This window comes from Streptomyces sp. NA04227, from assembly GCF_013364195.1.
GTDB lineage: Bacteria > Actinomycetota > Actinomycetes > Streptomycetales > Streptomycetaceae > Streptomyces.
On sequence record NZ_CP054918.1, the window covers coordinates 2,522,569 to 2,546,122 of the forward strand.

The 23,554-nt window shown below is 72.9% G+C and carries 16 protein-coding genes; 3 read left to right on the forward strand and 13 right to left on the reverse strand.

Going from position 1 to position 23,554, the window contains the following annotated elements; all coding sequences use genetic code 11:
* Positions 1-5: 5 nt before the first annotated feature.
* From HUT18_RS10645 to HUT18_RS10665, 5 genes are all read right to left on the reverse strand, one after another.
* Positions 6-2,318 carry a xanthine dehydrogenase family protein molybdopterin-binding subunit gene (locus HUT18_RS10645; protein ID WP_176099871.1) on the reverse strand — a complete coding sequence of 771 codons (2,313 nt, stop codon included), beginning with the start codon at positions 2,316-2,318 and terminating at the stop codon, positions 6-8.
* Positions 2,315-6,076 carry a 2Fe-2S iron-sulfur cluster-binding protein gene (locus HUT18_RS33660; RefSeq protein ID WP_254878521.1) on the reverse strand — a complete coding sequence of 1,254 codons (3,762 nt, stop codon included), beginning with the start codon at positions 6,074-6,076 and terminating at the stop codon, positions 2,315-2,317. Before HUT18_RS33660 ends, HUT18_RS10645 begins: the two co-directional genes overlap by 4 nt.
* Complete coding sequence (locus tag HUT18_RS10655; RefSeq protein WP_176099872.1) at positions 6,073-6,966, reverse strand: xanthine dehydrogenase family protein subunit M; 894 nt, start codon at positions 6,964-6,966, stop codon at positions 6,073-6,075. Before HUT18_RS10655 ends, HUT18_RS33660 begins: the two co-directional genes overlap by 4 nt.
* 946 nt (positions 6,967-7,912) lie before the next feature.
* Entirely contained in the window at positions 7,913-8,206 is a 294-nt protein-coding gene (locus HUT18_RS10660) for a DUF3039 domain-containing protein (protein WP_176099874.1), read from the reverse strand.
* A 177-nt stretch (positions 8,207-8,383) separates the two neighbouring features.
* Positions 8,384-8,956, reverse strand: coding sequence for a YqgE/AlgH family protein (locus HUT18_RS10665; RefSeq protein ID WP_176099876.1), 573 nt, complete (start codon positions 8,954-8,956; stop codon positions 8,384-8,386).
* Between the two features lie 250 nt (positions 8,957-9,206).
* On the opposite strand from HUT18_RS10665, the gene murA reads away from it, so the two are divergent.
* A complete protein-coding gene (gene murA, locus HUT18_RS10670) occupies positions 9,207-10,547 on the forward strand; it encodes a UDP-N-acetylglucosamine 1-carboxyvinyltransferase (RefSeq protein WP_176099877.1) in 1,341 nt (446 codons plus the stop codon).
* 276 nt (positions 10,548-10,823) lie between these two features.
* Here the strand turns inward: murA and HUT18_RS10675 are convergent, their stop codons facing one another.
* From HUT18_RS10675 to HUT18_RS10700, 6 genes are all read right to left on the reverse strand, one after another.
* Positions 10,824-11,105 (reverse strand): HU family DNA-binding protein, encoded by a 282-nt coding sequence (locus HUT18_RS10675; RefSeq protein WP_176099879.1) that lies wholly within the window; start codon positions 11,103-11,105, stop codon positions 10,824-10,826.
* 419 nt (positions 11,106-11,524) lie between these two features.
* Positions 11,525-12,955, reverse strand: a complete 1,431-nt coding sequence (locus HUT18_RS10680; RefSeq protein ID WP_176099881.1) for an NAD-dependent malic enzyme — start codon at positions 12,953-12,955, stop codon at positions 11,525-11,527.
* Between the two features lie 480 nt (positions 12,956-13,435).
* On the reverse strand, positions 13,436-15,838 hold the full coding sequence (locus tag HUT18_RS10685; RefSeq protein ID WP_254878972.1) for a UvrD-helicase domain-containing protein: 2,403 nt from the start codon (positions 15,836-15,838) through the stop codon (positions 13,436-13,438).
* A gap of 172 nt (positions 15,839-16,010) precedes the next feature.
* Positions 16,011-17,240, reverse strand: coding sequence for a zf-HC2 domain-containing protein (locus HUT18_RS33665; protein ID WP_254878522.1), 1,230 nt, complete (start codon positions 17,238-17,240; stop codon positions 16,011-16,013).
* The gene (locus HUT18_RS10695; protein ID WP_303246580.1) at positions 17,237-17,752 is read right to left on the reverse strand and encodes a sigma-70 family RNA polymerase sigma factor; all 516 of its coding nucleotides are present in this window, start codon (positions 17,750-17,752) and stop codon (positions 17,237-17,239) included. Before HUT18_RS10695 ends, HUT18_RS33665 begins: the two co-directional genes overlap by 4 nt.
* Positions 17,753-18,001: 249 nt before the next feature.
* Positions 18,002-19,201, reverse strand: a complete 1,200-nt coding sequence (locus HUT18_RS10700) for a CdaR family transcriptional regulator (protein ID WP_176099884.1) — start codon at positions 19,199-19,201, stop codon at positions 18,002-18,004.
* Positions 19,202-19,738: 537 nt separating this feature from the next.
* On the opposite strand from HUT18_RS10700, the gene HUT18_RS10705 reads away from it, so the two are divergent.
* Both HUT18_RS10705 and HUT18_RS10710 read left to right on the forward strand, forming a co-directional pair.
* The gene (locus HUT18_RS10705; RefSeq protein WP_176099886.1) at positions 19,739-20,638 is read left to right on the forward strand and encodes an SGNH/GDSL hydrolase family protein; all 900 of its coding nucleotides are present in this window, start codon (positions 19,739-19,741) and stop codon (positions 20,636-20,638) included.
* 183 nt (positions 20,639-20,821) lie between these two features.
* Positions 20,822-21,277, forward strand: coding sequence for a phospholipase (locus tag HUT18_RS10710; RefSeq protein ID WP_176099887.1), 456 nt, complete (start codon positions 20,822-20,824; stop codon positions 21,275-21,277).
* A gap of 61 nt (positions 21,278-21,338) precedes the next feature.
* Here the strand turns inward: HUT18_RS10710 and HUT18_RS10715 are convergent, their stop codons facing one another.
* Together HUT18_RS10715 and HUT18_RS10720 are read right to left on the reverse strand one after the other, a co-directional pair.
* Positions 21,339-22,013 (reverse strand): ABATE domain-containing protein, encoded by a 675-nt coding sequence (locus HUT18_RS10715; protein WP_176099889.1) that lies wholly within the window; start codon positions 22,011-22,013, stop codon positions 21,339-21,341.
* Positions 22,014-22,288: 275 nt separating this feature from the next.
* Positions 22,289-23,503, reverse strand: a complete 1,215-nt coding sequence (locus HUT18_RS10720) for a uroporphyrinogen-III synthase (RefSeq protein ID WP_176099891.1) — start codon at positions 23,501-23,503, stop codon at positions 22,289-22,291.
* Positions 23,504-23,554 lie beyond the last annotated feature (51 nt).

Consider the following 23,554-nt stretch of genomic DNA (forward strand, 5'->3'; position numbering starts at 1 on the left):
CCCGTTCACGTACCGCTGTTGACGACCGCCGCCTGGGGCCTTATCGGCAGGCGGTTGACCGGGCGGCCGGTGGCCGCGCGGACCGCCGAGGCGATCGCGGCGGGGGCGGTCACCACGGGGACGGCGCTGACCGCCTTGGCGCCGAAGGGGGCCACCACGTCGCGTTCCTCGACGAGCCGGACGATGCGGATGTCGGGAGCGTCCAGGGCGGTCGGCAGGGCGTAGCCGGTGAGGTCGGGGTGGCGGACCAGGCCGCGCGGGGTGCGCAGGTTCTCGGTCAGCGCGGCGCCCACGCCCTGGGTGACGCCCGCCTCGATACGGGCCCTGAGCTGGGCGGGGTTGAGGATACGGCCGACGTCCTGGGCCACCGCGAGCTCGACCACCCGTACCGAACCCAGCTCGATGTCGACGTCGACGACGGCACGGATCGCACAGAAGGCGAGGCCGACGAAGGCGTCGCCCTGGCCGGACTCGTCGAGCCGTTCGGTCGGGTGCGGGCGGCACTGGGCGGTCGCCCAGAGTTCCTTGCCGTCCAGGGCCTCGCTGACGGTCGTGGAGAGCACGCCGTCGTAGGAGGTGATCCTGCCGTCGTTGATCTGGAGGAGTTCCGCGGACATGCCGAACTTGTGCGCCAGCGGCTGGAGAAGCTGCGTACGGACCATCTTGGCGGCGCGTTCGACCGCACCGCCCGAGACCCAGGTGTGCCGACCGCGGCAGCCGGGCCCGGCGGGCGGCTGTTCGGTGTCCACGGGGGCCATGTGGACCTCCTGGACACCGAGCGTCTCCTGCACGATCTGGCGGGCGAGCGTGGCGAAGCCCTGGCCGGTCTCGACGGCCGCGCACTGCACGGTCGCCACCCCGTCGTGCACCTTGACGGTGGCCGTCGACACCTCGTCGGTGCCCTCGGCGCCGAGCATGTGCACCATGCCGAGGCCGTAGCCGACGCCGCGCCGCACCGCACCGGGCTCGCCCGCGCCCTCGGGGCCGCCGGGCAGCAGCCACTCGTCCTCGGGGCTGTCCTTGGGCAGCGCGGGCAGCGGCTCCTCCCGTACGGCGGTGAGGAGTTCGGCCACCGGGGCGGGGCAGGTGACGGTCTGGCCGGTCGGCAGTACGTCGCCGGTCGCCAGGACGTTGCGGGTGCGCAGTTCGGCCGGGTCGATGCCGAGTTTCTTGGCGAGCTTGTCCATCTGCGCCTCGTAGGCGGCGCAGACCTGCATCGCGCCCTCGCCCCGTACATGGCCGGACGGCGGGTTGTTGGTGCGTACCGCCCAGCCCTCGATGAAGGCGTTCGGCACGACGTACGGGCCGCAGGCGAAGGAGACGGCGGCGGCCAGCGCGTCCGAGGACGTGTCCGCGTACGCGCCCGAGTCGAGCAGGATCTGCGCCTCGACCTTGACCAACTGCCCCTCGGCGTCGGCGTGGTGGCGGTAGCGCAGCAGGGTCGGGTGGCGGTGGGCGTGGCCGAGGAAGGACTCCTCGCGGGTCGCGGTCAGCTTGACCGGGCAGCCGGTGCGCAACGCCAGGAGTCCCAGCGGGAGTTGGAAGCCCGGGTCCTCGCGGTCGGCGGTGGCACCCGGCACACCGGTCACGACGACCTTGACGCGGTCCGGGTCGAGGCCGTAGCAGGCCGCGGCCAGGTCCCGGTCGCGGTGCGGGTCGGTGGAGGCGACGTACAGCTCGACGCCGCCGTCGGGGCGCGGGACGGCGAGGCCCGCCTCGGCACCGATCGGCGCCGGGTCCTGACGCCCGATGCGGTACAGGCCCTCGACCACGACCTCACCGGCCGCGTCCGGGTCGCCGTGCCGCAGCGGGATGTGCCGGATCACGTTGCCGTCGGGGTGCAGGGGTTCGGCGGCGAAGGTCTTCTCCGGGTCGGTGACCGGCTCGCTCACCTCGTACTCGACGATGATCGCCGCCGCGGCCATCCGCGCCGTGTCCGGATGGTCGGCCGCGACCGCGGCGATCGGCTCGCCGTGGTGGCGCACCCGCTCGGAGGCGAACACGGGCCGGTCCGCGCTGCGGCCGTAGGTGCCCTTGCCCGGCACGTCCTCCTGGGTGACCACCACGCGTACGCCCGGCATCTCCCGTGCGTGCCGCGTGTCGATCGAGACGATACGGGCGCTGGCGTGCGGCGAACGCAGCACCGCCGCCCACAACAGGCCCTCGGCCCACAGGTCGGAGGCGTACGGGAAGGTGCCTTCCGCCTTGGCGCGGGCGTCGGCCTGGGGCAGCGAGGCGCCGAGCCCGTGCGCGGGCCGCTCCTGCGCCGCGGCCTCGGCGAGCGGGGCGGACAGGGTCGCGGGGGAATCGTTGCTCACGCCGTGCCTCCGCCGTGGTCGTCGCTGTACGGCTGGTGGCCCTGCGCCTGGACCCCGCCCGCGCCGGGCCCGGCCTGGTGCGGGATCCGGGGACCGGCCGCGCCGTGCGGCCCGGCCTCCCCGGCCGATTCGCCGAACCGGCCGAACTCGGCGGCCTCCGGGGCCCCGTGCCGGTCGGTGTCGACACCGGCGGCGGTCTCGGCCGACTCCTCGTGCGTTTTACGGGTCTGCGCGTCGCGCTCGTCCACGACCTCGCGTACGGCGTCGAGGACGCCCCGGTAGCCGGAGCAGCGGCACAGGTTGCCGCACAGGGCCTGACGGGTCTCCAGCTCGCTGGGCGCCGGGTTGCGCTGGAGCAGGTCGTGCACGGTCATCGCCATACCGGGTACGCAGAAGCCGCACTGCACGGCCCCGCACCTGGCGAGCGCCCGCTGGACGTCGGAGGGTTCACCGTCCTCGGCGAGGCCTTCGACGGTACGTACCTCGCTGCCCGCCGTGGTGGCCGCGGGCACCAGGCAGGAGGCGACCAGACGGCCGTCCACCTGGACGTTGCACGCCCCGCACTCCCCCTGCGAGCACCCGTCCTTGGCACCCGCGAGCCCCAGCCGCTCACGCAGCACATAGAGCAGCGACTCCCCGATCCAGGCCCCGGTCACCGGCCGGTCCGAGCCGTTCACCCGCAGCACGTACGAGGCGAGCGGGTGCTCCTCGTGCGGGATCGCGGGGGCTACGGGGGCGGGAGCGGGTTCGTTCGCCGTGGGGGTGGGGGTCGGGGTGAGGTCGGGGGTGGGGAGGGATTCGGGGGTGGTGGCGGGTGCCTGGGCGGATGCGGTGGACGCGTCCGGGGCGGTTTCGGGTCCGTCGGCGAGGGCGACGGGGGCGCCGGGGGCTTCCTCGTCGGTGAGGTCGCGGTCGGAGGGGGACGCCGTGTCGGAGGTCTGCCGGTTGGGCGTGGTGGAGTCGGTTACGGCTTCGGGGGCGGCGTCGAGTTCGGACGCGGGGTCGGCGGGCACGTCGTCGGCAGGCGCGGCGTCGGTGAGGTGGTGGCCCTCGCCGAGGGTGCCTTCGGGGCCGGTTGCCGCGAGGGGGGTGCCGTCGTGCGACGTGACCGGGGTCCCGGAGGAAGGGGTGGCCGACGCGTCAACGGGCGCTGTTTCGGGGCCGGTTGGCGTTCCCTGTGCTGGTGTGGGGCTGGTTCCGAGGGTGGCGCCGGGGGTGTGGGCGTGGGGCCCGTGGTCCAGGGATTGGGGGGCCAGGGATGCGGCGTCCGGGGAGTTGAGGTCCTGGGATTGGGCGCCCTGGATTTGGGCGTTCTGGGACTCGGTGTCCTCGGTCACCGTGTCCAGGGAGTGGGCATGCAGGGATACCGAATCCGAGGACTCCGGGTCCAGGGAGTGCGAGTCCAGGGACTGCGGATCCAAGGACTGCGGATCCAAGGACTGCCGATCCAGGGACTCTGGGTCCTGGGCTCCCGTATCCGGGGATCCTGCGACCGGGGACTCTGCACCCATGGGCTCTGCGACCAAGGACCCTGCATCCAGGGATCCGTGACCCCCGGTTCCGTCCCCGGTCCCCGCCCCGGCATCGTCAACACCGGATGCTCCGGCAACAGGGAACCCGGCCCCGTCCGTCCCAGGACCCGCGAACCCTGGCGCACCCGGGTTCGCGCCCGCACCCGGGTTCGCGCCCGCGCCCACGTCCGCGCCGGAGCGCCGCAACGCCGCGAGCCCCCCGGCGAATCCCGCACTCCCGGCGCCGTAGCCTCCGGCGCCTTCGGGCCGGACCTCGCCGGTGTCGTGATAGCCCTCGGCCCGCTCGGCGAACTCCTCGCCGTCGAGCGGTTCAGCGCCCTCGGGCTGTTCCGCCGCTTCCGTACCGCCGGGGTGCTCCCCGCCGAAATGCCGCCCGTCCCCGTGCGTACCGTGCACGTCCGCACCGGGCTGCCCGCCACCCTGCGTGGCGAACTGCCCCGTACCGTCGAACCCTTCGGCCCCCGGATACGCGACCGCCCCGGGCCCCTGGACTCCCGGAACGTGCCCGGCGCCCTCGAACGCGGGACCGGCACTGTAGGGCCGGACGCCGTCAAAAACCCCGCTGTCCTCGTAGACCCCGGAGTCCTCGTACGCCCCGGAGTCGTAGGAATCGGCGTTCTCGTAGTGCTCCGCCTGCTCGGCACCGTCGTAGTGCTCGGCCTGCTCCGCGCCGTCGAACGCCTCGGCGGCGGCAGCACCGTCGAACGCTCCGGCAGCGGCGCCGTAGGACCCGCCCCCGTCATGGGTCTGGGGGCGCCGGGCGTTCTCGTACGTCCCCGGTCCGGGGTAGCCCTCCGTCCCCGGCTCGCGGTAGCCCTCGCCGTAGGTGCCGGAGTCGCGGTACTCGCCGTACTCCTGATACGCGCCGGAACCGGGCGCCGCCTGTCCGGGGGCACCGTGACCGCCACGCGTGTGCGAGGCCGTGTCGGCGGGACCTGGGCCGCCGGGGGCCGCGCCACCGGGACCGGGGCCGGGGCCGAGCGGACGTCGTCCGGTAGACGGCGCCGCCTCACGCCGGAACCCTTCCCCGGCACCGGCACCGGCACTAGGACCAGCACCAGGCCCGTAGCCCTCGCCCGCATCCACACCGATATCCGTACCGGCATCCGCGTCAACGCCCGCGTTCAGGTCCGCGTTTGCGTTCGCGTCCGCCGAAGAACCGTGCTCGCCCGCATCCACGCCATGGCCGTGACCGTGGCCCGCCGCCTCCGCGTTCACGCCCTCCGCGCGGTCCGCGCCCTCCGCACCCTGCGGCCAGGACTGATCCTGCGCACCGGTCGCCCAGGGAGCCACCGCGCCGCCGGGCAGCGTGGCGGGCAGGGTGCCCTCCCACTGGGACGCCAGGGTCGAGGTGGTGAACTCGCCCGAGTCGTCCGGAAGATCACCCTCGGCGACCGGGATCGACCACTCACCGGTGACATCGAAGTGCTGCTGCTCGGGACCACCGGGCCGACCCTGTAGACCCTGCTGACCGGGATGCCCCTGCTGACCGTGCGGTCCGGAGTGCCCGGGGGCCTGCCCCGCGTACTCGTCGTACCCGGCCTGCTCGCCGTACCCGCCGCTGCCGCCGTCACCGCCGTACAACGACGGATCTCCGTACGAGACCCCGTCCCCGTACGACGCGCCCTCCCCGTACGGAGCCTGCGCCCCATAGCCGGGCGCGGACGTATGAGTGTGCGGCTGCGGATGCGACGGCGCGGCGTCCGGGTGGCCGCTGTGCTGCTGGGTCCCGTGCTGCTGGTCCCCGTGCGGCCGGCCGCCCTGCTGCTGACCGTCCTCGCTGAACGCCCACTCCCCGGTGGCCGCCTGCTCGTAGACGAAGCGTCCCTGCTGGGTCTGGTGTGCCTGGGTGTCGTGCGCGCCCGGGCCGCCCGGCTCGGGCCAGCTCACCGGCGCGCCCTCGGCCGCCCGGGGCTCCGGCGCCTGGGTGGCCTGCGGGTGGGCGGTGACGTCGGTGCCCAGGGCGGGCAGGGCCCAGCTGCCGGTGGCCGCGGGGTCGGTGGTGCCGCCCGCGGTCGGGGTGATCGTTATCTGGGGCGGAACGTAGCCGTGCCCGGGCGCGGCCAGCGGGCTGTCGCCGTACTGGTCGTAGTGCTCGTACTGGTCAGCCTGGCCGAAGTTTCTGGGCAACTGAACGAAGGCGGTGGCGCCGTCGTCGTAGTCGGACTGGGGAAGGGGTTCCCAGCCGTGGGGCGCGCCCTCGCCGCCCCGCTGTTCGTCGGTCACGACAGTGCCCTCCCCAGCGCTCGTCGGGCCAGCGCGGCGACGGTGCGCCGCAGATGCAGTACGGCGGGCGGCAGTTCCTGGACGGTGCCGTCCGGTGCGGGTTCCGGGTCGGGGATGCAGGCGGCGGCGACGTACTCGCCGAAGGCGTGCAGCGCCTCGGGGACGAGGGCGCGCTGCCCTTCCCAGTCGATCAGCGAGGCCACCCACTGCTCGGCCTCCAGCGGGCGCAGCGGCATCGGCGCCACCGCGCCGACCGCGCAGCGCACGCCGCGCCGGCCCGGGTCGAGCACCAGCGCGACGGAGGCGAGGGCGCGGCCGGGGCCGGTACGGCCGGTGGCCTTGAGGAAGACCTGGGGGGCGTGCAGCAGCGGCACCCGTACGAAGCCGATGAGTTCGGCGGGCGCGAGCATCTCCATGCCCGCGAGCAGGTGCGAGACGGGGATCTCGCGGCGTGCGCCGCCGGGGCCCGCGATGATCAACGTGGCTTCGAGAGCGGCGAGTACGGGCAGTGCGTCGCCGGTCGGCGCCGCGCTCGCGATGTTGCCGCCGAGGGTGCCCGCGTTGCGGATCTGCGGCGGGCCCGCGGCGCGCGCGGCGGCGGCGAGCCCGGGGATCAGGGCGGCGAAGTCGGGGCGTCCCATACGGGCGTGGGTGAGGCCCGCGCCGAGCAGTGCGTGGCCGTCGAGGTACTGCCAGCTGCGGATCTCGCTGATCCGCCCGAGCCCGACCAGCGCGGCGGGCCGCAACTGCCCGCGGTTCACGGAGGTCATCAGGTCGGTACCGCCGGCCACGGGCACGGCGGCGGGCACGGCGGCGAGCGCCGCCACGGCCTCGTCCAGCGTGGCAGGCAGTCTCACCGGTTGCACTGCCTGCGGTGCCTGCGTCGTCAAAGCCGACTGTCCCTTCCGCGTCTCACCTGGTCCCGCTGTGGCCGTACGGTACGTGCTCACTGCCGGGACGTGGCAACTCTGGCACATCTTCCGGGGCCCCCGCCGCGTGGGTCCGCTAGGGGCCTTTTGTCCCGTGAACCGATCGGTGGCCCGATATCACCGCCTCTTGCCGGTCGGTGTCAATTGCCGCTGTTCGACCGTCAGATGCGGTTTCGTACGCTCCACCGTGACAGGCTCACGAGGCGCGCGTTCCACGTCGGCGGGCGGCTCACACGTTCGGGGGCGCCCCCTCGATCGAGCGTTTGAGCACCCCGCGGAGCCGGTTCCCCGCTCGCGTGTACGACGAGGTGCTGGCCGGAAAACGCGGTTGCGGCCTGTCCATGACCCAACTCCTCGACGGTACGGACCACTTCACGCCGCCAGGACCCCCAATTCCGTCGCCACGGGACCGGATCGAGCCATTCCGCTTGGCGCGTCCACCCGGCGCACGTACGCCCAACTGCCCGTCCACGTACGTCGGTACGCGGCTGCGCGGCGGGCCGTACACCCGGCGGCCCGGGCCGCCCCCGGATACGCCGCGACCGTGGTGCCTCCCTCTGACCTGCGAAGGAAGGCGCCACGGTCGCGTGTGAACTCGGCGCGGAGGAACGGGAGTAGGGGGAAGTGGGGAGGGCGGGAGGCGAGTGGCCGGAGGAGGCGAACGGGCGCCGGGAGACACCGGACGGCGCTCGGGCGGAGCGCGGGAGCCCGGCACGGGCGCGCGCACGCGGCGCTCGTTCGCACCGGTGCGCTCCGTCGACGGGGCCCCGCCGAGGGGCGCTCACCCCGATCGGCGGGCGCCCCTTGTCACGGGCACGTACGCCACGGCTCCCACAAGATCCGGCCAGCGACCGGCGCGCGATCGGCGGGACCACCGCCCCGGACCGCGGCAGGACCGGGCAGCGGACTACTTGTCCTTGCCGCCCTTGCCGCCCTTGTCCTTGTCGCCGCCTGCGCCCATGGACTCGTAGATCTCCTTGCACATGGGACAGACCGGGTACTTCTTCGGGTCGCGTCCGGGCACCCACACCTTGCCGCAGAGCGCGACGACGGGGGTGCCGTCGAGTGCGCTCGCCATGATCTTGTCCTTCTGGACGTAGTGGGCGAAGCGCTCGTGATCGCCGTCGCCGTGCGACACCTGAGGTGTCGGCTCGACGAGAGTTCCCGTACCTGCCCCGCGCTCGGGCTCAAGAGTGCTCATAAGTTTCAAGTTTACTGAAGGGTTCGCGGGAGGGGTCCGCGACCATCGCGAGATGCCTGGATCGGCTCGGTCCTCGGCCGGAGTGCGCCCCGCGGACCGCCCCGGGCGCACCACCCGCACCCCGAGCCCCCGGCAGCGCACGAACCCCGCACCCGCCTCAGTTCGCCTCAGTTCATCTCAGTTCATCGACGGGTCGTCCGGATACGTGGCGACCATCGCCAGCTCCCCGCGCTGGCGCCGCAGCACCTCGCGCCAGAGGCGTTCGGGCGCGGGGCTGGACACGTCGCCCGGCTCGGACTCGACGACGTACCAGGCGCCCTCGGTCAGCTCGTCCTCCAGCTGGCCCGGGCCCCAGCCCGAGTAGCCCGCGAAGATCCGCAGCGAGCCGAGTTCGGAGGCGAGCAGTTCGGGCGGCGCCTCCAGATCGACCAGACCGATCGCGCCGTGCACCCGGCGCCAGCCGAGCACCCGGCCCTCGTCCGCGCCGTCGCCGGGGACCACGCCGACGCCGAGCGCCGAGTCGAGGGAGACCGGACCGCCCTGGAAGACGACGGGGGGCGCGCCCGCGAGGGCGCCCCAGCCCTGGAGGATGTCGTCGACGTCGACTGGGGTGGGCCGGTTCAGGACGACGCCGAGCGAGCCCTCCTCGTCGTGGTCGAGCAGCAGCACCACAGCGCGGTCGAAATTCGGGTCCGCCAGGGCGGGGCTGGCCACGAGCAGCCGCCCTGTGAGAGAGGACACCTCGGTCATGGCAGACATGATTCCGCATCTGCCGCGGAAGCGGGACGCCGGTGCCCGAACCGGTGGCCGCCCAGCTCAGCGCGGTACCGCGGGGCGCGAGGGCGGGAACCGGCCATGACGGGCAGTCCTGGATCAGCCACGTGTGGTGCTGTCACACATTCATGACGGGTTCGCAGCGTCCGCGGGCTTACGGAAGGGGGGTGCGGGGCCATTAGTCTTGCCTCCTTGGCCCTGCCCATCTCATCGGAACGCGAGATTCATGACCGTCACCGACGATGTACTCCTTGTCCACGGCGGAACCCCGCTGGAGGGCGAGATCCGTGTCCGCGGCGCGAAGAACCTCGTGCCCAAGGCCATGGTCGCGGCACTGCTCGGCAGCGGGCCCAGCAGGCTGCGGAACGTGCCCGACATCCGCGACGTGCGGGTGGTGCGCGGGCTGCTGCAGCTGCACGGTGTGACGGTGCGCCCGGGTGAGGAACCCGGCGAGCTGGTCATGGACCCGACGCACGTCGAGAGCGCGAACGTCGCCGACATCGATGCCCACGCGGGTTCCTCGCGTATCCCGATCCTGTTCTGCGGCCCGCTGCTTCACCGGCTCGGCCACGCGTTCATCCCCGGCCTCGGCGGCTGCGACATCGGCGGCCGTCCGATCGACTTCCACTTCGACGTCCTGCGGCAGTTCGGCGCGCGGATCGTCAAGCGCGACGACGGCCAGTACCTGGAGGCCCCGCAGCGGCTGCGCGGCACCAAGATCACGCTGCCCTACCCCTCGGTCGGCGCCACCGAGCAGGTGCTGCTGACCGCGGTGCTCGCCGAAGGTGTCACCGAGCTGTCCAACGCGGCCGTCGAGCCCGAGATCGAGGACCTCATCTGCGTACTGCAGAAGATGGGCGCGATCATCGCCATGGACACCGACCGCACCATCCGCATCACCGGTGTCGACTCGCTCGGCGGCTACACCCACCGCGCCCTCCCGGACCGCCTGGAGGCCGCCTCCTGGGCGTCCGCCGCGCTGGCCACCGAAGGCAACATCTACGTACACGGCGCCCAGCAGCGCTCGATGATGACCTTCCTGAACACCTACCGGAAGGTCGGCGGCGCCTTCGAGATCGACGACGAGGGCATCCGCTTCTGGCACCCGGGCGGCACGCTGAACGCCATCGCCCTGGAGACCGACGTCCACCCGGGCTTCCAGACCGACTGGCAGCAGCCGCTGGTGGTGGCCCTCACCCAGGCGACCGGCCTGTCGATCATCCACGAGACGGTGTACGAGTCCCGGCTCGGCTTCACCGAGGCGCTGAACCAGATGGGCGCGCACATCCAGCTGTACCGCGAGTGCCTGGGCGGCTCGGACTGCCGCTTCGGCCAGCGCAACTTCCTGCATTCCGCGGTGGTTTCGGGCCCCACCCGCCTCCAGGGCGCCGACCTGGTCATCCCCGACCTGCGCGGTGGCTTCTCGTACCTGATCGCGGCTCTCGCCGCCCAGGGCACCTCCCGGGTCCACGGCATCGACCTGATCAACCGCGGCTACGAGAACTTCATGGACAAGTTGCAGGAGTTGGGAGCCAAGGTCGAGCTGCCGGGCAAGGCACTCGGCTGACCCGTCCGACCGGCTGTTCCGGCCGGGGGTCCGGGGGTGGTCCCCCGGGAAAGCACAGCATGGACAAGCTGCAGGAGTTGGGGGCGAAGGTCGAGCTGCCGGGCAAGGCGCTCGGCTGACGAAAGTCCGTACGCGGGCGGCGGTTGGCCCCCCGCATATGCCAAAGGGGCGGCCACCCGGTGTGGGTGGCCGCCCCTTCGCTTACTCGGCCGCGTCGGTCGTCCGCCGACGGCGGGCCCTGCCTGACGCGTGCCGCGTAAGGGCGCGCGTGCGGGCCTACTTGCCCTTCGCGGCTTCCTTGAGCTTGGAGCCCGCGGAGACCTTCACGCTGTAGCCGGCCGGGATGTCGATCGGCTCACCGGTCTGCGGGTTGCGGGCGGTGCGAGCGGCACGGTGGGTGCGCTCGAAGGTCAGGAAGCCGGGGATGGTGACCTTCTCGTCGCCCTTGGCGACGACCTCGCCCGTAACCTCGGCGAAGGCGGCCAGAACGGCGTCGGCGTCCTTGCGGGTCACCTCGGCGCGGTCGGCCAGCGCGGCCACCAGCTCACTGCGGTTCATTTTTGTACTCCCGTGTTCATCTTGCCGTTGAGGCGTGAGATCGAAGCCGATGCTGTCAGGGTCCTTGTCCGCGACCCGGACCCGGGGGCCCGATACGGATCGGCCGAACGCCCTCGCGCCCCTGGGGGTCCCCCCAGGACTCTGTCCTGGAGGAGCATCCTGCCCCCACCTGCGGCGGTAAAGCCAATCCGGCGCCCGTGCCGTGCACCGGAAGCCACACGAAAAGCGCCAGTGCCTCGGCTCGGTGACGCTCCGTCCGCTCCTGGCAGCGGTCCGCACGGCCGACCGCCCGCTCCCGGGTGGGCCCCGGCCCCCGCCGGGATGCACGGCAGAAGAATGCCGGGCAAACCCGAGGGAAGTTCGCTGCGGCCCACCCTAAGGGGCGCTCCGGGGCGGTCTGTCCCGCGACGCGCCGTACGTCAGAGCTGTGCGGCCGGGCCCGCCGCCCCCACGGCCTTCGCTGCGTTGCGCACCGCGTCGGCCACCGCGCCCGCGACCTTGTCGTTGAAAACGCTCGGAATGATGTAGTTGGGGTTCAGCTCGTCCTCGGTGACCACGTCGGCGAGCGCACTCGCGGCGGCGAGCATCATCTCCGTGTTGACGGCCCGCGACTGCGCGTCGAGCAGACCGCGGAACACGCCCGGGAACACCAGTACGTTGTTGATCTGGTTCGGGAAGTCGCTGCGGCCGGTGGCCACAACTGCCGCCGTCTGCCGGGCGATTGCCGGTTCGACCTCCGGGTCGGGGTTCGCGAGCGCGAAGACAATCGCACCGTCGGCCATCGCCGCGACATCCTCGCCGTCGAGCACATTCGGCGCCGAGACACCGATGAACACGTCGGATTCGCGGACGGCTTCCTTCAAAGTGCCGCTGACACCTTCGGGGTTGGTGTTGTCCGCGATCCATCGCAGTGGCGAATCCGGGGCGGCGTCGACCAGGTCCTCGCGACCGGCGTGCACCACACCCGCGATGTCGGCGACCACGGCGTGCTTGACGCCCGCGGCGATCAGCAGCTTCAGGATGGCCGTACCGGCGGCGCCCGCACCGGACATGACGACCCGTACGTCGCCGATCGCCTTGCCGACCACCCGCAGGGCGTTGGTCAGGGCGGCGAGGACGACGATCGCGGTGCCGTGCTGGTCGTCGTGGAAGACCGGGATGTCCAGGGCCTCGCGCAGGCGTGCCTCGATCTCGAAGCAGCGGGGCGCGGAGATGTCCTCCAGGTTGATCCCGGCGAATCCGGGCGCGATCGCCTTGACGATCTCGACGATGGCGTCGGTGTCCTGGGTGTCCAGGCACAGCGGCCAGGCGTCGATGCCCGCGAACCGCTTGAACAGGGCCGCCTTGCCCTCCATCACCGGGAGCGCAGCCTTCGGGCCGATGTTGCCGAGGCCCAGGACCGCCGAGCCGTCGGTGACCACGGCCACCGAGTTGCGCTTGATGGTCAGGCGGCGCGCGTCCTCGGGGTTGTTCGCGATCGCCATGCACACCCGGGCCACACCCGGCGTGTAGACCATCGACAGGTCGTCACGGTTGCGGATCGGATGCTTGGACTGCATCTCGATCTTGCCGCCCAGGTGCATCAGGAAGGTACGGTCCGAGACCTTCCCCAGCGTCACGCCCTCGATGCCGCGCAGCTTCGTCACGATCTCGTCGGCGTGCGCCGTCGACGAAGCGGCGATCGTCACGTCGATACGCAGCTTCTCGTGGCCCGAGGCGGTCACGTCCAGACCCGTGACCGACCCCCCGGACGACTCCACGGCCGTGGTGAGCTGCGAAACGGCCGTACCGCTCGCGGGCACCTCAAGACGGACCGTCATCGAGTAGGAGACGCTGGGCGCCGTTGCCATGACCGACTTCCTCTGCAATCAGCTCTGCGCGCGGGCTTCTCACCGCTGCGCGGGGAATGCCGCGGGGCTCCGCGGTCGCGGGCCGGGCGGCGTTGTCCGATCGTCGCACCTACTGCCCAGTACGTGCTAACGGCACCGGATTGCGTGCGTTCTGTTCCCCGCAGGACAGCGGAAGTCCGGGCGACGGCCACCACCGGGCACGCGCGCACGGGCACACACGCGCACACGCGGGCACACACGCAGGCACACAAAAAAGGTCCGTACCGCCGGGGGCGGAACGGACCTTCCTCGTGCTCACGAGCGTCTCGTGAGAAGTAAGTGACACCGACCCGCCATGCTCGCCTCGCGGCAAGTGGTCGCTCGTAGCGACGAAGGTTGGGCCCGGGGGCTTGGATCGGGCCGGTGCCACATCCACGGTAACAAACGATCCCCGTACGGCCATTCCTGTCACGGAAGTTCCTGTGCGGGGGCGGGGAGGGATCAGTCGCGCAGGAGTGCCGGTACACCCTCCGCGTCCGGGGCGTCGCGGTCCGTGGAGAGGATCGTGAGCTGCTGGGTGGCGCGGGTCATGGCGACGTACAGGGTGCGCAGGCCCACCGGGGTGCCGGTGGACTCCTCGCCCTGGCCCGCGCCGGCGATCTCGGCCGGGGAGACGACCAGGGTCGCGTCGTACTCCAGGCCCTTGGCCTCCAGGCTGCCGAGGGCCACCACGCGGTCGCCGAGCTCGGCCAGCGCCTTGCGCAGGCCGGACCTGCGTTCCATCGCGCCGACCACACCGACGGTGCCGTCCACCTGGTCGAGCAGCCGCCGTGCCTCCTCCCGTACCGCGTGGGCGAGGTCGTCGCCGTCCGGGACGGTGGCGAAGCGCGGGCGCAGGCCGGTGGAGCGGACCGCGCGCGGAGGCTCGGCGCCGGGCAGCGCCAGCGCGAGTACCCGGGCGGCGAGTTCGGCGACCTCGGAGGGGTTGCGGTAGTTGACGGTGAGGCTGAAGCGGCGGGCGCGCGCCGAACGGCCGGTGAGGGCGCGGGTGGTGGCGCCCTGGGCGTGGTGGTCGCCGGTGGGGACGACGGTGCCGAGGGCCTCGTCGCGGGCGGCGGCGGCCTCGTCCGGGTCGGACCAGCTCGACTGGGCCGGGTCGCCGACCACGGTCCAGGTGGCGTGTCGGCCGCGGCGGCCGATCATGCGCCACTGCATGGGCGTCAGGTCCTGTGCCTCGTCGACGATGACGTGGGCGTACTCGGTGCGCTCCTGGGCCAGGCGTTCGGCGCGTTCGCGCTGGGTCTCCTCGCGGCGCGGCATCAGCTCCTCCAGGCCGGTGAGCTGGTCCAGCGGGTCGGCCTCGCGCACCTTACGGGGCCGGGCGGGGGCGCCGAGGATCGCCTGGAGTTCGTCGAGCAGTGCGACGTCGTGCGCGGTCAGCGCCTCGCGGGCCAGGGAACGGGCCAGCCTGCGCGCCTCGTTCTGGTTGAGCACGCGCCGCGACCAGCGGGCCAGGCGGCGCTCGTCGGCCATCGCGGTCAGTACCCGGCGCGGGGTCAGCTCGGGCCACCAGGCGTCCAGGAAGACGAGGAAGGAGTCCTCGGTGCTGACGTCCTCGTCGAAGCCGGAGCGCAGCTCGGCCGCCAGCTCCGGGTCGGTGTGCCGGGAGCCCGCGCCGGACTGCTTCCACAGGGCGTCCAACAGCAGGCGGCGGGCGCGCGGGCGCAGCAGGTTGACGGGGGCGGTGCCGCCGAGCGCGGCGGCACGGATACGGGAGAGTTCCCGGGCGTCGAGTTCGAGGCGGCGGCCGAAGGCGACCACGCGCAGCCGCTCGGGCGCCTCGCCGAGGTCGAGCACCCCGCGGGCCGCCTTGCGCAGCACCTTGACCATCCGGGCCGAGCCCTTGACCCGGGCGGTGGCCGGGGTGTCGTACTCGGTGGCCTCCTCGCCCGGGGCCAGGTCCGGGCCCTCGTAGAGCGAGCCGACGGCGCGGATCGCGACCTGGCCCTCCTCGCCGAGCGAGGGCAGCACGCCCTCGGTGTACGAGACGAGCAGCGGGGTCGGCGAGACGATCAGGATGCCTCCGGCGTAGCGGCGGCGGTCCTGGTAGAGCAGATAGGCGGCGCGGTGCAGGGCGACCGCGGTCTTGCCGGTGCCGGGGCCGCCCTCCACGTACGTCACGGAGGCGGCGGGGGCGCGGATGACCAGGTCCTGCTCGGCCTGGATGGAGGAGACGATGTCCCGCATGGTGTGGCTGCGGGCCTGGCCGAGAGCGGCCATCAGGGCGCCGTCGCCGACCGCGGGCAGGACCTCGCCGCCGAGCCGGGCGGTCAGTTCGGGGCGCATCAGGTCGTCCTCGACGCCGAGCACCTTGCGGCCCTTGGAGCGCACCACGCGTCTGCGCACCACCCGGCCGGGTTCGACCGGGGTGGAGCGGTAGAACGGCGCGGCGGCGGGCGCGCGCCAGTCGATGACCAGCGGCGAGTAGTCGGAGTCCAGGACGCCGATCCGGCCGATGTGCAGGGTCTCGGCGATGTCGGCGGTGTTGTCCTCGCGCACCGCTCCCTCGGCGGGCTCGATCGCGGTGTACGCGCCGTCCGGACCTTTCTTGCCGTCCTTGCCCGCGAGCAGGTCGATGCGCCCGAACAGGAAGTCCTCGAACTCGTTGTTCAGCCGGTTGAGATGGACGCCCGCACGGAAGACCTGGGCGTCCCGCTCGGCGAGCGCGCCCGGGGTGCCGACCTGGCCGCGCTGCGCGGCGTCGTTCATCAGGAACTCGGCCTCGTGGATCTTCTCCTCGAGGCGCCGGTAGACCCGGTCCAGGTGCACCTGCTCCGCGGCGATCTCCCGGTCCCGCAGCGCGGTCCCCTGCTCCTCGGTGCCCGACGGGCCGGCGGCGCCCACCGGCCCCTCACCCGTGGACGTCCCACCAGTGGTTTCGACGGCTTCCTGCGCGGCCAACGAGGCCCCCTTCTGCTGACTCGGCGGCCGTCAACCGTACGCGAAAGGGAGCCCCGGTGCGCACCTCCCCGCCCCGGAAAATCCTGACTAGTACGGGATTCATACGGAAATTCCGTCAGCGATTACGTACCGTCACCAGCATCCGTCCGTCCGAGGTGCGCACCTCGAACCGCTCGATGGCGGTCCGGTCGTACGAGCTGCCGCCCTCGATGCTCAGGTCGGCCGCGGTGGCGGAGTCCTGGCCGGAGCCGTAGTCGCCGGTGCCGTGGCCCGCGCCCGTGCCCGTGCCGCCGTAGGCGCCGTATCCGCCGACCGGTACGGACCAGGTGGACACGGTCTCACGCCGTCCGCTGGTGTCCACCGCGAGCAGCGAGCAGGTCAACGGCCCCTTGACGCCTTTGAGTTGGAGCACCGTGTGAGTACCCCACACCCGGGAGTCCATGCCGATCACGGCCGTCACACGGGTACGGGGGTCGGTGGCCCGGACGGTCCGCTCGACCTCGTCGTCGGTCGGGTCCGGCGAGGGGTCGGGCGGGTACGTCGGATACGGCGGTGGGGTGGGATCGGTGGGCTTCGCCGTGGCCGGGGCGTCCTCGCGGTCCAGGGCGAGGACGGTGAGCGGCACTCCGGCGGCGATCACCGCGGCGGCCGTCGCGAGGGCGAGGGTTCGCCTGCGGCGGCGGGTGCGTTCGGTCGCGACCAGGTGCAGCAGGTCCTCGGCGGAGGGCAGGGGGTGCGAGGGGTGCAGGGGATGCGGAGGATGCAGGGCGTTCGCCGTTGCCGCGGGTTGAGGCATGGGGAGCGCGGTGTCCGGGGCGCTCGGGTCGTGAGCGCCGGGCGCGCGCTCGGTGCCGGGCGCCCTTTCGGTGCCGTCCGTCCTGTCCGCCCTGTCCGTCCTGTCCGTCCCGTACGTCCTGTCCACCCCACCCGTCCCCGGCGCTCCGAACCCTCCGGGCTCGCCCAGCAGGTCGAGCAGCGGACGCAGCGGGCCGAACTCCTCCAGGTGTGCCGCGCAGCGGTCGCAGCCCGCCAGGTGTTCCTCGAAGGCCAGCGACTCGGCCTCGTCCAGCAGCCCCAGGGCGTACGGCCCGACGCTCTCGTGGACCTCTGCCGCCGCACGCGACCCGTACAACTCGTGGGCCCCGTAAGCCTCGTGGGCCCCGTACGTCTCATGAGCCCCGTACGCCTCATGCGGCTCGTACACCGCGTGCGGCCCACGCACCTCATCGGCCCCGTGCGCCTCTCCGGCACCACGGACCCCGTGCGCCTCGTCGTCCGGGCGCCCGCCCTCGCCGTCCGGCCCGCCCGGGGGCCCGTTCTCCGCCCCGCCGTGCTCAGGACTCATCCCGTGACCCCCCGTTCCTCCAGTGCGAGACGCAGGGAACGCAGCGCGTAGAAGACGCGCGAGCGCACCGTGCCGCTCGGTATGCCGAGCACTTGGGCCGCCTCGTTCACCGTACGGCCGAGAAGATACGTCTCCACGAGCACGCCGCGGTGTGCGGGCGTGAGGTCCTGTAACGCGTCGGTGAGGGTCATCAGCGACAGGGCGCGGTCAATCTCGTCCTCGGCGGGGACGCCCTCCAGTGGTTCGGGGGCCACTTCGGCGGGGCGTGCCTGGCGGCTGCGGTGGCCGTCGATGACGATTCTGCGGGCGACGGTCACCAGCCAGGGACGCAGTGAACCCCCTTGCCCGTCAAGGGAGTTGGCGTTGCGCCAGGCGCGGATCAGGGTCTCCTGCACCACGTCCTCGGCGCGCTGGCGGTCACCGGCGACGAGCCGGAGCACATAGGCGTGCAGTGGGCGCGCGTGGTCGCGGTAGAGCGCGCGCATCAGTTCCTCGTCGTGCGTGCCCCGCACGGCCGGTCCCCCGCCCCTGGCCGGGAGGTGCCCACGGGGGCGTTCCTCGGTCACGGCGGCATCCTCCACCACGCACCTCCGCTGTCCCGCCTCGGGTCCGGTCCCCGCGTGGGTACGTACGGACGCGGGGCAGCGTTCAACGCGCGGGAAAATTCCGTACGGACGCGTCGCACGGGCCGGACGCGAGCGCCGGGGCGGCTGCGCCGGACGTACCGAAGGCTCCGGACGAACGGGGGATCCGGTGCGTACTCAGGCGGCCGGGGTGTGCCGCAGGGCCTGGAGGGCGACGGCGAACTCGGCCGTCACGCGCGGGTCGCGCAGCGAGCGGCCGGTCAACTCCTGGATGCGGCGCAACCGGTAGCGGACCGTGTTGGGGTGGCAGTAGAGCCGCCGGGCGGCGCGGGTCATGGAACCGGCGGCCGCGTACCAGTGCTCCAGGGTTTCGAGCAGCCGCTCGCGCTCCATCGGGTCGGTGTCGAGCACCGGGCCGAGGACCGTGCCCGCGATCCGGTGCGCCTCCTCGGGCGCCGCCGCGACCAGCAGGGCCAGGGCATTGTCGTCGAACTGCACGACCCCGGCGCCGGTGATGCCCGCGAGGGCGAGCCGGGCCAGCCGCAGCGCGCGCGGGGTCCGGCGCAGACTGTCGAAGAGCGGGCTGACGCCGATCCGGGACTCGGTGTAGCGGCCGAGCAGTCGCAGCAGCTCCTCCTCGCCGTCGGCGCCCCGCACCACCACGATCCCCACGTGCAGATCGGGCATCAGCCGCCAGGCGGACCGGGTCCGCTCGCCGCTCAGCCGGGCCTCGATGCCGGGCAGGGCTTCAGTGCCGGGCGCCGGTACGTCGGCGGCGACCACGGCGAAGGTTCCCTCGGTGGGCAGTCCGAGTGCCCCGGCCGCCTCCCAGAGGGTGGTGTGGTCGGTCAGCGCACCGGTGAACAGGGCCTCCACCAGGGCGGCCCGTTCGCGCTCGCGCTGGATGAGCCGCCGGGCGGCGGTCTCGCGGTAGGCGTCGCTGGCCGCGGTCGCCAGGCCCTCGTTCACCCACCAGGCGGCGAGGGTGACCACGGTCCGGGAGGTGACGCCCTCGGTCTTGAGCGCGGCCTCGGTCAGTTCGGACCACAGGAAGTGCGAGCCGACCCGGTAGGCGTGCAGCAGTTCGCCGAGCGGGGCGCCCTGCGCGGCCCGCAGCCGTCCGGTGTCCTCGGCCGGTCCCATGTCGGCGAGCTCGGCCAACTCCTCCTGCCCCTCGGCCAGTTGACCGAACACCAGTCGGGTGTTGCGGCGGCAGGAGGCGGTCAGTTCGGCCCAGGGCACCCGCTCCTCGCTGCCGTAGTAGTCGACCTCGGCGCGGATCCGGCGGGCCATCCGGGTACCCAGCGGACCGGCGTGCCGAAGCAGCGTGGCGGCCACCGGAGCGATCTCCGGCGGGGGGTGGGGCAGGCGGCTCATGGGCGCACAGTACCCACGCGAACGCGGCCTGGGCAGGGCCGTTGTACCCGGCGACAAGAGGGACCTGTGGCCCTTGTACGGGGGGACGAAACCGGTGGGTCCCGCCCGCCTCGGAGGGCACGGTCGCCCGGACCGCGCCCGGCCGCACGGACCCCGGATCCTGGCCCTCGGCGGCGTACGGGCGCTTGTACACGGCGAGCACGCAAGGGCCCCGGATTTGTCGTCCCGGACCAAGACGCGGGACCGGCGGCGTCCGCATCCTGGTCGCACCGCAGAGCCGCCGTCCATGTATCCCCCCTCCCACGCATCTGCCCGTTCCGCCTCTCCGGCGGCGGGCGGCGGTTCGCTCCGCCCCCTCTCCGAGCCGTACGACCGTGCGCTCCCCGCCCGACCGCCGACCGCCATCCGGTCGACGGACCGGCCGGGGCCCGCCACCAGGCGAGGTGGCGTTTCCGTATCCGGACCGTGCGGGTGACCCGTGTGTCACCCGCACCTGGTCCACAACAGTCCGAAGTCAGGTCCACAAGGAGGACACCCATGGCACGACACACCCGGCGCGGCCTTCTCGCGGGAGTCACCGCCACCGCCGCACTGGCCGCCGTCTCCCTCGGCATGGGCGGCGCGGCCACCAGCCAGGCCGCCGAGCCCGAGGGCGTCGACTACGTCTCGCTCGGCGACAGTTACAGCGCGGGTTCCGCGATCCTGCCGCTGGCCAGTGGCGCACCGGTCATCTGCGCCCAGTCCGCCAAGAACTACCCGCACCTGCTCGCGAGTTCGCTCGGCCTGAATCTCAAGGACGTGAGCTGTGCGCTGGCCGAGACCAAGCACCTGACCACCTCGCAGTACCCGGGGGTCGCACCGCAGCTCGACGCGGTGGGCTCCGGCACCGATCTGATCACCCTGAACCTGGGCGGCAACGACGGCAACGTCTTCGTCGGTTCGCTGCTCGCCTGCGGCTCCGCCGGTCTCGGCACGGGTGGCAAGGGCAGCCCGTGCAAGGACAAGCACGGCACCGAGTTCGACGACAAGCTCGAGAAGAACACCTACCCGGCCCTGAAGGCCTCGTTGGAGAAGATCCGGGCGAAGGCACCGGACGCCGAGGTGGTCGCGGTCGGCTACCCATGGATCCTGCCCGAGCGGGCGGTGGCGGGCTGCTTCGCCAAACTGCCCATAGCCGAGGGGGACGTGCCCTATATGCGCGCCCTCCAGGCCCACCTCAACGAGGTCGTCGAGCGGGCCGCCCGTGAGACCGGCACCCACTTCGCCGACCTGAGCGAGGCCTCCCAGGACCACGACGCCTGCCGTCCGGCGGGCACCCGCTGGGTCGAGCCCGTCCTGTTCGGCACCAACATCGTTCCGGTCCACCCCAACGCGGCGGGCGAGGCGGGGATGGCGGCTCAGGTGCGGACGGTGATCGAAAGGTCCCAAGTGGGTTGATTCCGAGCACGGTTGACCCTCACGCCTATCCGTGGATCCTGCACGCAAACCCCATCGGGAAAGGAGTTCACCTTCCCTTCACAAACCAAGGGCTGTACGCGCCAGTAACGTGACGGCAATATGTGCGTCCGTCCCCCGGTACGGACCGTGGGGGCATCCCCCACACACGTACGGAGTACACGTATGCGCCGTCGCCTTGCCCTGCCTCTCGCCGCCGCCGCTCTGGCGCTGCCGGCAGCCCTGATCCCGGCCACCTCGGCCTCGGCCGAGGTGGCCGACAAGGACCAGGTCCTCAGTTCCTTCACCCAGTCCGGCAGCGGGAGTTACGACGCCTGGAACTCCGCGCGCGCGGACCAGGGCTCCTGGGCCGAGTACGGCTTCGACTGGTCGACCGACTACTGCAGCTACTCGCCCGACAGCCCGGGCGGTTTCCCCTTCGCGGACTCGTGCGCGCGCCACGACTTCGGCTACCGCAACTACAAGGCGATGGGCACCTTCGAGGCCAACAAGGCACGTCTGGACTCGGCGTTCCTCGGCGACATGAAGCGTGTGTGCAGCGGTTACGACAGCGAGCAGAAGGCGTCCTGCGACAACTACGCCGATCTGTACTACAGCGCCGTCTCCACCTGGGGTTCCTGACCCCGGCCCGGGGGCGGCCGGTCACCACCGGCCGCCTCCGGCCACACCTTCACCACGACTTTCACCACGACCGCGACCGCCCCGCCGGACTTCGGCCCTCGGGGCGGTCGCCGCCGTTCGCGTCCCCGTACGGGGCGCGGCCGAGCGAGGCCGTACGCCTTCGGTGCCGGGCCACGCGTTCCCGGTTGCCGCAGACCTCGCTGGAGCACCACAGACGGCGGCGGCCGCGCGAGGCGTCCAGGTAGATGAGGCGGCAGTTGTCGCCCGCGCATTCCCGGAGCCGGGCGCGGGAGAGCGGGTCGGTGAGCAGGTCCACGGCGTCCCGGGCGAGGACGGCGAGCAGGGCGGCGCAGCCGGGTTCGGCGTGCAGGGCGCGGACCAGGGAGCCGTCGACGCCGCGTACCGCGCGGGGGGCCGGAGGTGACTCACGGGCAAGGGAGTTGACCCGGTCCAGGGCACCGGCCACCGGGGCGGCGCCGTCCACCGCCGCCCGGGCCAGCCGGCCGGTGTGTTCGCGCAGTTCGCGGAAGGCGGTCAGCCAGCCGGGGTCGGCCGCGAGCAGAGCGGTGCCGCGCGGGACCAGGCCCGCCTGGGCGCACCAGGCGCGCAGGCCGAGGACGGAGTCGAGACGTTCGGCGGGGTGGGCCGTGGCCAGGAGGTCGAGACAGATCCGGCCGGTGTCGAAGCGGAACTCGTAGGCGGACGGAAGGGCGCCGAGGACAGGGGTTGTCGACATGGACATGTCACCGCCATTTCGGTGGTCCGGTGCGAGCCGTCTGTCTACAGTGCCCGCCCCGGCGGCCGACCGGAACCCCCGCCACCGCCGTTTCACGCCGCGTACGCACCGCGGCGCGCGCCCCGCCGTCACGCGAGGCGCGCCTACGCCCGCGCGCGGGGCACACACGACGGGCAGCACTCCCCCAGCACAAGCCGGGGCCCGCGCCCGCGCGCGGGCCGGGCGTCCGCTCCCGCGCGCGAGGCACGACCGGGTCGCCCCGGCCGCGCTCACCCCTACGCGTCCGCCGAATCCCCCGTACCGTCCGCGCCATTCGAACCATTCGAACCATCCGAATCGTCCGAACTCCCCGCCTCTCCCGTGTACTTGCTGTCGGCGTGCGGGTCGAGCGCGAGCCGGTAGCCGCGTTTGACCACGGTCTGGATGAGCTTGGGGGCGCCGAGGGAGGTGCGCAGCCGGGCCATGGCGGTCTCGACCGCGTGCTCGTCCTTGCCCGCGCCGGGCAGGGACTTGAGCAGATCGGCGCGCGAGACGACCCAGCCGGGGCGGCGGGCGAGCGCGCGGAGCAGGGCCATTCCGGCGGGCGGTACGGGGCGCAGTTCCTCGTCCACGAGCACCGCGTGGCCGCGGATCTCGACCCGGTGGCCCGCTATCGGCAACACCCGTGCCCGGCCCGGCAGTTCACGGCAGAGCAACTGGACGAGCGGACCCAGTCGGAAGCGCTCCGGAGCGAGCGTGTCGATGCCGTGGGACTGGAGCGGCAGCGAGGTGACCGGGCCGACGCAGACGGCCAGTACGTCGTGCCCGAACGCCTCGACGACGGCGGGGAGTTGGCCGCGTTCCTCGGCGCGCGAGAGCAGCGAGGCGGCGGCCGGCGCACTGGTGAAGGTGACCGCGTCGACCTGGCGGGCCAGCATCGCGTCGAGCAGCCGGTCCACGGGGCCTATGTCCTCCGGCGGCATCCACCGGTACACCGGCACCCCGATGACCTCGGCCCCCGCCTCGCGCAGCGACTCGACGAAGCCGGGCAGCGGTTCGCCGTGCAGCTGTACCGCTATCCGGCGCCCGTCCACACCCTCCTCCAGCAGACGGTCGAGCACCTCGGCCATCGACTCGGAACTGGGCGACCACGTCTCGGTGAGTCCGGCCGCCCGGATCTGGCCCTTGACCTTGGGCCCGCGGGCGAGGAGCTCCACCCTCTCGAGCATGCCGAGGAGTTCGTCCCCGAGCCCCCAGCCCTCGGCGGCCTCCACCCAGCCGCGGAAGCCGATCGCGGTGGTGGCGACCACCACGTCCGGCGCCTGCTCGATGAGGTTCCTCGTCCCTTCGAGGAGTTCGCCGTCGTCGGCGAGCTGGACGATGCGCAGCGCCGGGGCGTGCACCACCGCGGCGCCGCGCCGTTCGAGCAGCGCGATGAGTTCGTCGGCGCGCCGCGCTGCGGTCACTCCGACCGTGAACCCCGCAAGGGGGCCGTGTTCGTTCTCCTGCATGGCTCTCGTCCCGCTCGTCCTGCTCGTCCCGTTCCTACGTCGGCTCAGGCG

What these genes read in the sequence shown, in the direction of transcription:
- HUT18_RS10660 (WP_176099874.1), bottom strand. Translation starts at nt 8,206, where the DNA reads ATGAGCACTCTTGAGCCCGAGCGCGGGGCAGGTACGGGAACTCTCGTC.
- HUT18_RS10665 (WP_176099876.1), bottom strand. Translation starts at nt 8,956, where the DNA reads ATGACCGAGGTGTCCTCTCTCACAGGGCGGCTGCTCGTGGCCAGCCCC.
- murA (WP_176099877.1), top strand. Translation starts at nt 9,207, where the DNA reads ATGACCGTCACCGACGATGTACTCCTTGTCCACGGCGGAACCCCGCTG.
- HUT18_RS10675 (WP_176099879.1), bottom strand. Translation starts at nt 11,105, where the DNA reads ATGAACCGCAGTGAGCTGGTGGCCGCGCTGGCCGACCGCGCCGAGGTG.
- HUT18_RS10680 (WP_176099881.1), bottom strand. Translation starts at nt 12,955, where the DNA reads ATGGCAACGGCGCCCAGCGTCTCCTACTCGATGACGGTCCGTCTTGAG.
- HUT18_RS33665 (WP_254878522.1), bottom strand. Translation starts at nt 17,240, where the DNA reads ATGAGTCCTGAGCACGGCGGGGCGGAGAACGGGCCCCCGGGCGGGCCG.
- HUT18_RS10700 (WP_176099884.1), bottom strand. Translation starts at nt 19,201, where the DNA reads ATGAGCCGCCTGCCCCACCCCCCGCCGGAGATCGCTCCGGTGGCCGCC.
- HUT18_RS10705 (WP_176099886.1), top strand. Translation starts at nt 19,739, where the DNA reads ATGGCACGACACACCCGGCGCGGCCTTCTCGCGGGAGTCACCGCCACC.
- HUT18_RS10710 (WP_176099887.1), top strand. Translation starts at nt 20,822, where the DNA reads ATGCGCCGTCGCCTTGCCCTGCCTCTCGCCGCCGCCGCTCTGGCGCTG.
- HUT18_RS10715 (WP_176099889.1), bottom strand. Translation starts at nt 22,013, where the DNA reads ATGTCGACAACCCCTGTCCTCGGCGCCCTTCCGTCCGCCTACGAGTTC.
- HUT18_RS10720 (WP_176099891.1), bottom strand. Translation starts at nt 23,503, where the DNA reads ATGCAGGAGAACGAACACGGCCCCCTTGCGGGGTTCACGGTCGGAGTG.